The organism is Bacillus sp. XB1 (assembly GCF_053557995.1).
The window spans coordinates 179,947-193,798 of record NZ_JBNRIL010000005.1; the positions used below are offsets into that span (position 1 = coordinate 179,947).

At 35.3% G+C, this 13,852-nt stretch carries 12 protein-coding genes; 8 read left to right on the plus strand and 4 right to left on the minus strand.

Annotated elements, in window-relative coordinates; all coding sequences use genetic code 11:
* The first annotated feature begins 3 nt into the window (after positions 1–3).
* The 8 genes from ACK1U5_RS24990 to ACK1U5_RS25025 all read left to right on the plus strand — a co-directional run bounded on the left by ACK1U5_RS24990 (position 4) and on the right by ACK1U5_RS25025 (position 10,254).
* Entirely contained in the window at positions 4–1,548 is a 1,545-nt protein-coding gene (locus ACK1U5_RS24990) for a glycosyltransferase family 2 protein (RefSeq protein WP_061140033.1), read from the plus strand.
* Positions 1,541–2,782, plus strand: coding sequence for a nucleotide sugar dehydrogenase (locus ACK1U5_RS24995; RefSeq protein ID WP_001088934.1), 1,242 nt, complete (start codon positions 1,541–1,543; stop codon positions 2,780–2,782). Before ACK1U5_RS24990 ends, ACK1U5_RS24995 begins: the two co-directional genes overlap by 8 nt.
* Positions 2,779–3,744, plus strand: coding sequence for an NAD-dependent epimerase/dehydratase family protein (locus ACK1U5_RS25000; protein WP_000037015.1), 966 nt, complete (start codon positions 2,779–2,781; stop codon positions 3,742–3,744). Before ACK1U5_RS24995 ends, ACK1U5_RS25000 begins: the two co-directional genes overlap by 4 nt.
* Complete coding sequence (locus ACK1U5_RS25005; protein ID WP_033685777.1) at positions 3,737–5,281, plus strand: glycosyltransferase family 2 protein; 1,545 nt, start codon at positions 3,737–3,739, stop codon at positions 5,279–5,281. The genes ACK1U5_RS25000 and ACK1U5_RS25005 overlap by 8 nt, the downstream gene beginning before the upstream one ends.
* On the plus strand, positions 5,250–5,471 hold the full coding sequence (locus tag ACK1U5_RS25010; RefSeq protein ID WP_002094217.1) for a hypothetical protein: 222 nt from the start codon (positions 5,250–5,252) through the stop codon (positions 5,469–5,471). The genes ACK1U5_RS25005 and ACK1U5_RS25010 overlap by 32 nt, the downstream gene beginning before the upstream one ends.
* A gap of 152 nt (positions 5,472–5,623) precedes the next feature.
* Positions 5,624–7,873, plus strand: a complete 2,250-nt coding sequence (gene pflB / locus ACK1U5_RS25015; protein ID WP_000195464.1) for a formate C-acetyltransferase — start codon at positions 5,624–5,626, stop codon at positions 7,871–7,873.
* A gap of 70 nt (positions 7,874–7,943) precedes the next feature.
* Positions 7,944–8,675, plus strand: a complete 732-nt coding sequence (pflA, locus tag ACK1U5_RS25020) for a pyruvate formate-lyase-activating protein (protein ID WP_000238467.1) — start codon at positions 7,944–7,946, stop codon at positions 8,673–8,675.
* Between the two features lie 412 nt (positions 8,676–9,087).
* Positions 9,088–10,254, plus strand: coding sequence for a diglucosyl diacylglycerol synthase (locus tag ACK1U5_RS25025; protein WP_000594688.1), 1,167 nt, complete (start codon positions 9,088–9,090; stop codon positions 10,252–10,254).
* A 368-nt stretch (positions 10,255–10,622) separates the two neighbouring features.
* Here ACK1U5_RS25025 and ACK1U5_RS25030 read toward each other — a convergent pair whose 3' ends face one another.
* The 4 genes from ACK1U5_RS25030 to ACK1U5_RS25045 all read right to left on the minus strand — a co-directional run bounded on the left by ACK1U5_RS25030 (position 10,623) and on the right by ACK1U5_RS25045 (position 13,826).
* A complete protein-coding gene (locus ACK1U5_RS25030; RefSeq protein ID WP_000358486.1) occupies positions 10,623–10,742 on the minus strand; it encodes a YfhE family protein in 120 nt (39 codons plus the stop codon).
* A gap of 109 nt (positions 10,743–10,851) precedes the next feature.
* On the minus strand, positions 10,852–11,409 hold the full coding sequence (locus tag ACK1U5_RS25035; protein WP_000914737.1) for a GNAT family N-acetyltransferase: 558 nt from the start codon (positions 11,407–11,409) through the stop codon (positions 10,852–10,854).
* A 241-nt stretch (positions 11,410–11,650) separates the two neighbouring features.
* The gene (locus tag ACK1U5_RS25040) at positions 11,651–12,781 is read right to left on the minus strand and encodes an amidohydrolase (RefSeq protein ID WP_000698314.1); all 1,131 of its coding nucleotides are present in this window, start codon (positions 12,779–12,781) and stop codon (positions 11,651–11,653) included.
* A gap of 139 nt (positions 12,782–12,920) precedes the next feature.
* Positions 12,921–13,826, minus strand: a complete 906-nt coding sequence (locus tag ACK1U5_RS25045; protein WP_000684380.1) for a TIGR01777 family oxidoreductase — start codon at positions 13,824–13,826, stop codon at positions 12,921–12,923.
* Positions 13,827–13,852: the final 26 nt, after the last annotated feature.

A 13,852-nucleotide genomic window follows, 5' to 3' on the forward strand; every position in this document is an offset into this window, starting at 1 on the left:
AGTATGAGAGTGTCAGTTGTTATTCCAGTGCATAATGAAGCAAGTACTTTATCAAAAGTTTTAGTAGAAGTAAGAAAGCTCGAACCATATGAAATTATCATAGTAGATAATGGATCGACAGATGGTACGAAAGAAATAGCGCTACAGCATAATTGCCGTGTAATTTATTATAGATATTCCCTTGGTAATGATGTGGGACGGGCAATTGGTGCTAGAGAAGCAAAAGGTGAAATTGTTTTATTTTTAGATGGTGATATCGTCATGAAAAGTGAAGAATTATACAATTTTATTAAAGGAATACAGCAAGGACATGAGATTGTTTTAAATAATTTAACATGGTCCGTTTATTTGAAGATGAGACCGCATTATACGACGGTTGGAAAATATATGTTAAATCGTTATTTGAACAAGAAGGAGTTTGTTGTAGGATCTTTAATTGCAATACCACATGCGATAAGTCGTAAAGTGATTGAAAAACTGGGGTGGTGGAATTTAGCAGATCCAGCATTATTTCAAGCGATGGCGATGTCTAGAGGAGTAGATATTTCTGATATGGCTTCAGTTGATGTCATTTACACAAATAAAGTTCGTCCTGTCCATACGGGCACATCACCTGGCTCGCCTTATCCGAAAGCGACTAGTCGTATTATGGGTGATCATTTGCGTGCTTTACAATACGTAATCGAAACATACGGTAATCGCGGTGGTTTTTCAGAGGACAATAGAGATAGAGCGTTTGTAGGAAAGTATAAACCAGTTTTATTACAAAAGAAAAAAGCGAAATATAGTGCCATTATCCCGGTATCAGAAGAAAAAATAACTATAAGGTCTGTTATACAAGAAGTGAAAGAAGCAGGTGTAGATGAAATTATAGTTGTCGCGAATGGAGCAGATGTTGAGACTGTTAAACAGGCAAAGCTAGAGAATGTTATTGTAGTTGAATTTACGAAGGCGCTTGGACATAATGTAGCACGAGCAATAGGGGCCATGCATGCTACGGCAGATATTTGTTTATTCGTTGATGGTGATTTTGTTATTCCAGCAAAAAAACTCACTCCATTTTTACATGCTGTTGAAGATGGAAATGACGTGGTGTTAAATGATTTACAATGCTTATTAGATATGTTTCATCCAGCAGATCCAATTAGTATGGGAAAATACTTTTTGAATTTGGTAGCGAAAAGACCAGATTTATGGAATAACTCACTAACTGCTGTACCACATGCCATTCATAAGAAGGTAATAGAGAAAATAGGATATGACTCCCTTATCATTCCGCCATTAGCACAAGTGAAAGCTATTTTAGAAGGATTCTCTATTACAACAGTAGAGTTAGTAGATGTTATAAAAACAAATCAAGTACGTCCAGAGCAACACGAATTTGTAAATGGGCGTATTTCAGCGTTTGATCGTATTTTCGGTGATCAACTTGAGGCGGTTACGTATTTATTACAACGTACGGACGAACGTGGTGGCTTTACTGATGGAGATAGAGATAGAGATATCATTCAACAATTGAGAAGGGAAGAAGAGAATACAAATGAATAGTAGTAAAGTAGCTATTATTGGGTTAGGGTATGTTGGCCTTCCTTTAGCGGTACATTTTGCAGAAAGAGGGCATACAGTACTTGGATTAGATAAAGATATTAGAAAAATAGACTCAATTATAAAAGGAGAAAGTTATATTCCAGATGTTTCTTCTAAAGAGTTACAAAGTTTATTGACGAAAAAAAAATTAACAGTAAACACACCGGATCAAGGCATTGCTGATTTTCAAAGTAGTGATTATGTTATTGTCACTGTCCCGACTCCAATTAATGAACAAAGAGAACCAGACTTAAGTGCCCTCATTTCAGCTTCGCATTATATACAACAAAACCTTCAAAAAGGACAAACCTTCATTTTTGAAAGTTCCACATATCCAGGCACACTTGAAGAAGTCATCCTACCTATTATTTCTCAAAATAGTAACAAGGTAGGGGAAGATTTCTATATCGGATATTCGCCTGAGAGAATTGATCCAGCAAATAGTCAATATTCAGTTCAAGCTATTCCAAAAGTTATTAGTGGACAAACAGAAAAGTGTAGACAAAAGGTACAGGATTTATATAGTACCATTTTTGACGAAGTTGTACCTGTTAGCTCTCCGAAAGTAGCAGAGATGTGTAAGCTATTTGAAAATATTCAGCGCTTAGTTAACATTTCTTTAGTAAATGAACTAAACACACTATGTGAAAGTTTAGGCATTGATTTTTATGAGGCCATTGAAGCGGCATCTACAAAACCATTTGGGTTTACTCCATATTGGCCAGGGCCAGGGATAGGGGGACACTGTATTCCAGTAGACCCTTTATATTTTCAATGGAGAATAAAAAAGAATGGGGCAATTAGTCAATTAATTGAGGCAGCACATATAATTAATGAAGAAATGCCAGAGAAAATGGTCCGGAAAGTAAAAAGTGTGGTGCAATCACCTGCAACGGTGTTAATTGTAGGGATTGCGTATAAAAAAGATGTAAATGATTTGAGAGAATCACCAGCGTTACCGATTATTCAATTATTAAGAAATCAAGGATACGAGATAGAATATCATGATCCTTATATTTCTTTCGCGGAAATTGGAGATAAGGTGTATCAATCTGTTTCTTTAGATAAAGAAAAAGTTAAAAATGCGGATTGTATTTTAATTTTAACGGATCATTCTAATATTGATTGGAAGCTTTTTAAAGGAATGGACCGAGTAATAGATACACGCGGGATTGTAAAGAAGGTGAGTAAATGAGTAAGAAATGTTTAATTACAGGTGGGGCTGGATTTATCGGGTCGCATTTAGCTGAAGAGTTGATGAGAAGAGGTTATGAGGTCACTGTTGTGGATAACTTTTATAAAGGTAAAAATAAGTACCATGAAGAGTTAATGAAAAAAATCCGTGTTATTCCAATAAGTGTTTTAGATAAAAATTCTATTTATGAATTAGTAGATCAGCATGATGTCGTGTTTCATTTAGCAGCAATTTTAGGTGTGAAAACAACAATGGAAAAAAGTATAGAGCTCATAGAAACGAATTTTGATGGGACGAGAAATATTTTACAAGCAGCGTTAAAAGGAAAGAAGAAAGTAGTTTTTGCTTCTACTTCAGAAGTATATGGTAAGGCCAAGCCGCCTTTCTCTGAAGAGGGAGATCGATTATACGGGGCAACTTCTAAAATTCGTTGGAGTTATGCAGTTTGTAAAACGTTGGAAGAGACATTATGTTTAGGATACGCATTAGAAGGTTTACCGGTAACGATTGTTCGATATTTTAATATTTATGGTCCAAGAGCGAAAGATGGTCCGTATGCAGGGGTAATCCCGCGATTTATTAGTGCGGCTTTGCAAGGAGAAGACATTCTCGTATATGGAGATGGAAAGCAGACACGTTGCTTTACGTATGTAAGTGATGCGGTAGAGGCAACGATTCGGGCAATGGATGAGAAGGTAAATGGTGAGATTATTAATATAGGTTCTGAGAATGAAAAGAGCATAAAAGAAGTAGCAGAAGTAATTAAAAAATTAACGAATTCTTCTTCGAAGATTGTACAAGTGCCTTTTGAAGAAGTATATCCTTATGGTTTTGAAGAAATTCCAAATAGAAGACCAGACGTAACAAAATTAAAAGAGCTTGTTCAATTTCAGGCGAAAGTAACGTGGGAAAACGGATTGAAGGAAACAATTAAGTGGTTTCGTGAACAAAACAATGGCTAAGTCATTATCTGTTATTATTCCTGCATGTAATGAGGTCGATACGATTTCAGACGTTATTCAATCGGTAAGACCATTAAATCCAGTAGAAATTATTGTAGTAGCAAACGGTTGTAATGATGGAACAGAAGATGTTGCAGATCGTTTAGGGTGTAAAGTAATCAAACATACAGAGCTACTAGGGAACGATGTTGGACGTGCAGTCGGCGCAAAACATGCGATAGGTGATGTATTACTATTTATAGATGGTGATTTTGCTATTCAAACTTCAAAATTAAAATTATTCCTTAATCCGATTTTATACGATCAGGCGGATGTAGTTTTAAATAATTTGGATGCATTATTTTTAAAAAGGCAAAAACCTACTTCTATTACAGTATGGCGCCAAATATTAAATGCAATGTTAGAGCGTGAAGAATTAAAAATTAATTCTTTATTAGATGTACCTCATGCGCTGACGAAAGAAGTCGTTCAAAGCATCGGATATGAATGTTTTGTTAATCCTATTGTGGCTCATTTACGCCTACTTCAAAGTAAATGGAGAATTAGTCGTCATTGCGCCATTGACGTTATTACGCCAAATAAATTTCGTCCATTCCAACATGCTGCATATGGAACAAATCTTTCCCAATCTGAAAAAAGAATGATAGGTGATCATATAGAAGCAGTAGCGGCACGGATATTAAGCAGTGATGAGCGCGGAGGATATTATGATGGAAATAGGAAAAGGGATAGTGTGTATCATACTTTAAGTTTTGAAGAGTTTTATCAAGGATGGGGCGTCACATCTAATTTGTATAAAGGAAAGCAACTATCTGTTGTTATTCCCGTACAAGATGAAGAGAAAACAATCGGAAACGTTATAGAAGAGCTTCGCAAAATTGAACCCTTCGAAATTATCGTTGTCGTAAATGGTTCGTCAGATAAAACGAAAAAAATTGCAAAAGACAAAGGGGCAACGACAATTGTATATAAAGAAGCACTCGGAAATGATGTGGGGCGCTCACTTGGAACGTATTTTGCAAAAGGAGAAATTGTGTTATTTATAGACGGCGATTTTGTTATTCCAGCGAGTGAGCTATATCCTTTTGCAAAAGCTATAGCAGATGGAAAGGACGTCGCATTAAATGATTTAAATCATTATTTAGATTTAAGAGTACCGCTTCATCTTGTAACTGCATTTAAGTATGCACTAAATTTAGCTTGTGATAGAAAGGATTTAGGGGTAGGCTCACTTATTGCGGTACCTAATGCATTTAGCCAAAAGTGTTTGAAAGCAATTGGGTATAAATCTTTATTGTCACCTTGTGTAGCACAAGTGAAGGCTCTTCTGTCTGGATTTGAAATTGCATGTGTATATCGTGTTGAGGTTGATAAGATGAACCGTATTCGTCCCAGTGAACATTTCGCAAAAATAGGTCACCCTCCAGCTGTACTTCGAATTATAGGTGATCATATAGAGGGGCTAGAGCAAATAATTTCATTAACAGACAATCGTGGCGGATTCTATGATGGCAATAGAAAAAGAGATGTTTTATAGAAGTAACAAAAAAAGTGTACAACATGTGTACACTTTTTTGTTCTGTTATAAAAACTATAACAGATTAGGAGATAAGAGTATTACAGCTCTACAATGGGTATTGTTCTTATATTACAAAATAGGACTCGTATATAAGGATACCAAAAAAATACAATTAAGGAAAGGGTTAATTTTAAAGACTTTTAAATGAAGTTAACACTATATATATAGTAGTTTGCTCAATATTTCACAAACATGTCACAACTATTTCGTTCACTTTCGTAAAAAAGTAGTATTCTAAGTGTGTAAGCTGTTATATAAAAAATCTTAGTCCTGTACTAATCAAAAATGGAGGAGATTAGGATGACTCAAGTATTAGAAAATGTTAAAAACGCATGGGAAAACTTTAAAGGTGAAAAATGGAAAGCAGAGATTGATGTTCGCGATTTCATTTTAAATAATGTAAACGTTTTCGAAGGAGACGAATCTTTCTTAGCAGAAGCAACTGAAGCAACGAAACAACTTTGGGATCAAGTAATGGATTTAACAACGAAAGAACGTGAAAACGGTGGCGTTCTTGATATGGATACAAAAATTGTTTCTTCTATTACATCACATGCCCCTGGATACTTAAATAAAGATATTGAAAAAGTAGTCGGTTTCCAAACTGATAAACCATTTAAACGTTCTTTACAACCATATGGTGGTATTCGTATGGCAGAACAAGCTTGTGAATCTTATGGATACGAAATGGATAAAGAACTTAGTCGTATTTTTAGAGATTGGAGAAAAACTCATAACCAAGGTGTATTTGATGCATACACACCAGAAATGAGAAATGCACGTAAATCAGGTGTTATTACGGGTCTTCCAGATGCATACGGACGTGGACGTATTATCGGTGACTATCGCCGAGTAGCGTTATATGGTATTGATCATTTAATTGAAGCGAAAAAAGCTGATTTGAATTTAACTGGCGGTGTAATGAGCGAAGATACAATGCGTTTACGCGAAGAGTTATCTGAGCAAATGCGTGCACTTCAAGAGTTAAAAGAAATGGCCGCTTCTCATGGCTTCGATATTTCTAAGCCAGCAACAAACACGCAAGAAGCATTCCAATGGTTATACTTCGCATACCTTGCAGCGATTAAAGAGCAAAACGGGGCTGCAATGAGTCTTGGACGTACTTCTACATTTTTAGATATTTACATTGAAAGAGATTTAGCAAATGGTACTTTAACAGAAGAAGAAGTACAAGAAATTGTAGATCACTTCATTATGAAATTACGTCTTGTGAAATTCGCAAGAACACCTGATTATAATGAATTATTCTCTGGTGACCCAACTTGGGTAACTGAATCTATCGGTGGTATGGCATTAGATGGTCGTCCATTAGTAACAAAGAACTCATTCCGTTTCTTGCATACATTAGATAATTTAGGACCAGCTCCAGAACCAAACTTAACTGTTCTTTGGTCTAAACAATTACCAGAGAACTTTAAAAACTACTGTGCGAAAATGTCTATTAAAACATCAGCAATTCAATATGAAAATGATGACATTATGCGCCCTGAATACGGCGATGATTACGGTATTGCATGTTGCGTATCTGCAATGAGAATCGGTAAACAAATGCAGTTCTTCGGAGCTCGTGCAAACTTAGCGAAAGCATTATTATATGCGATTAACGGTGGTAAAGATGAAAAATCTAAAGCACAAGTTGGTCCTGAGTACGCACCAATTACTTCTGAAGTATTAAATTATGAAGAAGTTATGCATAAGTTTGATATGACAATGGAATGGTTGGCGGGTCTATATTTAAACACATTAAATGTTATCCATTACATGCATGATAAATATAGCTATGAACGTATTGAAATGGCACTTCATGATACAAACGTTCTTCGTACAATGGCAACAGGTATTGCTGGTCTATCTGTAGTAGCAGATTCATTAAGTGCAATTAAATACGCAAAAGTAAAACCAATTCGTGATGAAAATGGTATTGCAGTTGACTTCGAGATTGAAGGAGATTTCCCTAAATACGGTAACAATGATGATCGTGTAGATGAGATTGCTGTAAATCTTGTAAAAACATTTATGAATAAACTTCGTAAACATAAAACATACAGAAATTCTGTTCATACAATGTCAATCTTAACAATCACATCTAACGTTGTATACGGTAAGAAAACTGGTAATACTCCAGATGGCCGCCGTACTGGAGAACCATTTGCACCAGGTGCGAACCCAATGCATGGACGTGATACAAAAGGTGCATTAGCTTCATTATTATCTGTGGCTAAATTACCATATGAAGATGCACAAGATGGTATTTCTAATACATTCTCTATTATTCCGAAAGCACTTGGTAAAGAAGATGATGTACAAGTACGTAACTTAGTATCAATGCTTGATGGCTATGCAGTAAAAGAAGGCCACCACTTAAATATTAACGTATTTAACCGTGAAACATTAATGGATGCAATGGAACATCCTGAGAAATATCCACAATTAACAATTCGCGTATCTGGTTACGCTGTAAACTTTATTAAATTAACTCGTGAACAACAAATTGATGTAATTAACCGTACAATGCATGAAAGCATGTAAATGAAAAAAAGTGTCCCTTCGCTCTTAATATATAGCGAAGGGAGGCTGTTTCAATAAAGGAGGAAGTAACATGGTAAAAGGAAGAATACATTCTGTAGAGTCTTGTGGTACTGTTGATGGCCCAGGGATTCGTTATGTCATATTTACACAAGGGTGTTTATTACGTTGTCAATATTGTCATAATGCTGATACGTGGGAAATCGGTAAAGGTAAAGAAATAACAGTTGAAGAAGTGATGCAGGATGTGACATGTTACCTTCCATTTATTGAAGCTTCCGGAGGCGGTATAACAGTTAGCGGTGGAGAGCCATTATTACAGCTAGACTTTTTAATTGAGTTGTTTAAAAAGTGTAAAGAGGCTGGTATCCATACAACAATCGACTCTTCTGGTGGTTGTTATTCTGAGGAACCAGAATTCCAAAATAAGCTAGATATTTTAATGGATTATACAGATTTAGTTTTATTGGATCTGAAACATATCGATTCCAAAAAGCATCGTAAATTAACAGGGAAACCAAATGAACATATTTTACAATTTGCTCGTTATTTATCGGATAAGAATAAACCGATTTGGGTACGACACGTATTAGTTCCTGGTGTTACGGATAATGAAGAGGATCTACAAAAACTATCTAGCTTTATTCAAAGTCTGTCTAATGTTCAAAAAGTTGAAGTGTTACCATATCATAAGCTTGGTGTATATAAATGGGAGGCGCTTGGACACAAGTATCCACTCGCAAATGTAGAACCACCTACTGAGAAAAATGTAGAACATGCTAAATATATTTTACAAGCGGTCTAATCCAAATATTGGATTAGGCTTTTTGCTTTCTTTACAATAAAATCTAGAGTATATATTGATAAAAGAGTATACTGAAAATAGAATATCCATAATTTTGTACGGAATAAATGGAGAAATTTACATAATTGTAAAGGGAAATCAAAATAGTAAAAAGAATTAAGAAGTAAAAGAGTGAGTATCATGGAATAGAGAACATTTGTAAGTTATTGCGAAAGCTCTTATAGGAAAGTATAATGTAAAGATATGAGCACAGATAGGATTAAGGGGTCAATCTTATATGCTTTGCATATCCACGACAGGTACATAGCTGAAAGGGAATTATTAGAATCTGTTTATGTAATTTTTAAGGAAAATGTTTTTCCTATTGTCGTATATGCAATATGGAGAAACAAAAAGCTAGGAGTGGATTTGTTTGATAAAAAACCCCAAGGTTTTAATATTAACTGCACATTACGGTAATGGTCATGTGCAAGTAGCAAAAACATTAGAACAAACATTTCGCCAAAAAGGAATTGAAGATGTTATTGTATGCGACTTGTTTGGAGAATCACATCCATTTATAACTGACATTACAAAATATCTATATTTAAAAAGTTATACAATAGGAAAAGAATTATATCGTTTGTTTTATTACGGGGTAGAAAAAATTTATGATAAGAAAATAGCATCTTGGTATGCGAACTTTGGAAGAAAACGTTTGAAAACACTGTTACAGGTGGAGAAACCAGATATTGTAATTAATACATTTCCAATTATCGCTGTACCAGAATTGAAGAAACAAACAGGTATTTCAATTCCTGTCTATAACGTATTAACGGATTTTTGCGTGCACAAAATATGGATTCATCGAGAAGTAGATCGTTATTTTGTTGCAACGGATCATGTGAAAGAATTGATGGTTGATATCGGTGTACCTGCGGAACAAATTGTTGAAACAGGAATTCCAATTCGGAGTAGTTTTGAGTTAAAGGTAAATCCAGAAATCATATATAATAAATATCAGTTATGTAAGAATAAAAAGATTTTACTAATTGTAGCAGGTGCTCATGGGGTATTAGGAAATGTAAAAGAACTATGCCAATCATTTATGTCAGTGCCTAATTTACAAGTAGTTGTCGTTTGTGGGAAAAATGAAGCTTTAAAACAGGATTTATTAAGTTTACAGAAGCAAAATTCCGATGCATTAAAAGTGTTTGGGTATGTTGAAAATATTGATGAATTATTCCGTGTTACTTCTTGTATGATTACGAAGCCAGGCGGAATAACATTAAGTGAAGCAGCAGCGTTGCAAGTACCTGTCATTTTATATAAGCCTGTTCCAGGACAAGAAAATGAAAATGCGATGTACTTTGAAAGAAAGGGAGCAGCAGTTGTCATTCGCGATGATAGTGAGGTTTTTGCAAAAACAGAGGCATTATTACAAGATGATGTGAAGCTTCTTCAAATGAAAGAAGCAATGAAAAGCATCTATCTTCCAGAGCCAGCTGGCCATATTGTAGATGCAATTTTGGCGGAAAATCATGCAGAACCGCGTCATATACCTATTAAATCACCTGCTCTTGCACAATCTTTTACTTAATATGAAACCCTCTTTGTATATGTAAAGAGGGTTCTTTATTAATTTTAAAGAAAATTTAGCAAGTTATCCACAAAAGGATTGCGCTTTCATTAAACAGTAAAGTCGGAATATTAACAACTATATCCACATTGTCCACAATTTTTAGAAAAATATCCACAATTAAAACAGCTGATATATGCTTTAATATAGAAAAATATTAAATGTTTTTGAAAATCACTAACAATTTCATCGGTTTTGTGGATAAAGTTGTCCACAGCAAAAAAGTCCCTTATGTATAAGGGGCTTTTTTGCTTACTTCTATCAGTCGAGAAAATTATGTAATGAAAATGAATAATTAGGGGGGAAACTTCTAATTATTCATTTTCACTTTAAATGCTTTTCGAGCGATATCCTGCTGCACGATCTGCTTTTTGAAATTCGCGTTGATAGAGAACTTCTTGTGTACTAGATAATGTGTTTTTTGTTTTATCACGTTTCTTTTTATCCATTACAAATCACCTCGTGTCTTAAAGTTACTATTTATCGTTTCCAAAGACATGAGGGGATATACGCATATGGAAAATGTTAACGATTGATTATCATTTCAGAAAATTTAGATTAAGCTTCTTTTAATTGATGAGCATCTTGGAAGGTTGTATCTCGCATTGTAGCAAGTGTGTATTGATCTTTTGGAATTTCATATAAGTTATACACTTCTTCGTTTGCGTTAATTTCATCATATACGGCTTTTCTTGTTTCGTTTGCTAGATTCACATATTGCAGTTTTTCTGCAGCTTTAATAGAACGAATATTTATTTTACGAATACGCATGAAAATTGTTTCAATATCTAATTCATAGAAAAGTTCACTAAAAAATGAATCTTTTGCCAATTTGTTATAGCCTTTTCCATGATATGGTTTGCCAAGCCATGTCCCGAGAAATCCAGCTTTTTCTTGCACATCAAATAAAGTAATTGTTCCGATAGGGTTACCCCATTCATCTAAAATTGTGCGTGAAATTAATTCACCACGCTCTTCAGCTTCAATCGTTTGTTTCGTTAAGAATAAATATTCTTCATAAGAATAAGCCTTTTGACGCACAAAAGGGAAGACAGCTGGATCCACCATTAACTCGTATAGAACGTGGCTGTCGTGTAAGTCGCGTTTTTTCAACATACTAACTCCTCCTCACACGAGGGTAGCATGACGAAAAAACACCCCACCCTCGAAATTTTTATATCAATCTTTAAAAAATTTCGGGGTGGGAATCGAACCCACTAGAACCAGTTTCTAACGCTGGTGGCGCACCATTTGCCTTCCCCATTCATCAATTTGAAAATGATAATCACGACACAAATTGATTATGGTTTCATTCAGTTTATAATCGTATAATACTTTATCTAGTCAAAAAAATAAACTAGTTTTTTTTATTTTTTTTGTAAATTATTTTTCCATCAATCATAGTTAGTACAGGCTTGGCTAAATAATGGAAAGGATGATGAGTCCATAGCACGAGATCGGCGTCTTTTCCAACCTCGATGCTTCCAATTCTATCCTCTAAACGCAAATTTCGTGCTGGGAATATGGTGATTCCTTCTAGTGCTGTTTTCTCGTCTAACCCTTCTCTTACTGCAACAGCAGCGCAAACATTTAAATATTGAATGGGTGTATAAGGATGATCTGTTGTGATAGAAACTTCCACACCATTTTTTGATAATATATGGTAAGTATCCCATGTTTTATTTTTTAGTTCGATTTTAGAACGGCGTGTCAGAGTGGGACCAACTGAAACCTTCAAATTGTGTTTTGAAAGTTCTTCAACAATAAAGTGTCCTTCTGTGCAATGTTCAATGCGTAAATCGAGATTGAATTCTGTTGCAAAGCGTAGAGCAGAACTAATATCATCTGCTCGGTGAGCGTGGATACGTACGGGTATTTCACGACGTAATGCTTTTAGAATAGGAAGCATTCGAAAATCAGCTTCGTGCCCGTAATGTTGTGCTTCATAGAATGATTCCCGAAGTAACCCCATAATCCCCATACGTGTAATGGATTCTTTTGTTCCATTACTATGGACTTTTTTAGGATTTTCTCCAAAGGCAATCTTTAAACCAGCAGGTTCTTGAATAATCATATGATCAATACAAGTTCCAGCTGTTTTTATTACACAAGTAGTACCCCCGATAATATTTTGACTGCCAGGCATAACGTGAACGGTTGTAATTCCGTTTTGTACAGCGTCTTGAAAGGCAATATCGAAAGGATGGATTCCATCTAAAGAACGAATATGTGGTGTTGAAACTTCAGATGTTTCATTGGCATCATTTCCAGCCCAACCAGTACCTTCATCATAGAGACCAAGGTGAGTATGGACATCAATAAAGCCAGGTAAGAGATGGAGTGCTCGTGCATCTATAACGGTCATATCTTGAGTAGGTGGAATAAAAGGTTTGACCTCGGTAATTCGCTCTCCTGTAACGAGTACATCTCCTTGAAACTTTTGAGATGTAATAGGGTATACAATGGCTTGTTTGAGCAATATTTTCATAGGTACCTCATTTCTGTTACTTTATAATGCTAATGGAAGTTAAGGGAAAGTAACTGAAAGGTTATTTGTGTGGTAATGCTTCGGATCCTAGAAAATGAAAGTTTTGAAAGAGCCCATGTAAAATTGTGTTTTAGAAGTACTACATTGTATGCGAAAGTATATTTTGTAATGCATGGTCTATTTCTGGAAATGTGTATTGGTATCCATGTTCAATTGCTTTAATGGGTAATACACGTTGCCCTTCTAGTACAAGTATGCTCATTTCACCTAATAAAGTTTGAATGATAAAAGAAGGTACAGGCAACCAATGAGGCTTTTTCATTATAGTTGCAATGGTTTCTCCAAATTCCTTCATTCTTATAGGTGTTGGTGCTGTCATATTAAGAGGACCATCAATTTCTTTTTTGTGTATGATGAAATCCATCATACGAACGACATCGTCTATATGAATCCATGATAACCATTGCTTCCCAGAACCAATGGTGCCGCCGATATAGAATTGATAGGGAAGTAGCATTTTTGGAAGAGCTCCTTCATTTGCACCTAATACAACTCCAAATCTTGCGTAGATTGTTCGTATTCCGAGAGAACGTGCTTTAGATGCTTCTTGTTCCCATGAATATACTGTATTTGCTAAAAAGTCATTTCCAGGAGTCTCATGCTGTTCTGTAAAAGACTCTATTTCAGACGTTCCATAGTATCCAATAGCACTTGCGTTAATAAATGTGTGTGGCTTTGTATGGAGTCCCTGCAATTGTTTAATGAGTCCTTTTGTTGTTTGAATTCTACTGTTTAAAATGGCTTTCTTTTGTTGCTTTGTCCATCTACTATTAATAGACTCTCCCGCTAGATTAATAACTACATCAATAGAAGAGAGGGGGAAGGTTTGTAAATCTGGTGTCCATTGAACATACTGAAGGTTAGGGTCGGAAGTTTCAGTAGTTTTTTTTCGTGTGAGAATGTAAACAGTATATCCTTTTTGAATAAAAAAAGTAGAAAGGGATTTACCGATAAAGCCTGTACCACCAGAAATTGCGATTTTCACAAGTATTTCCTCCTCATTATATATAT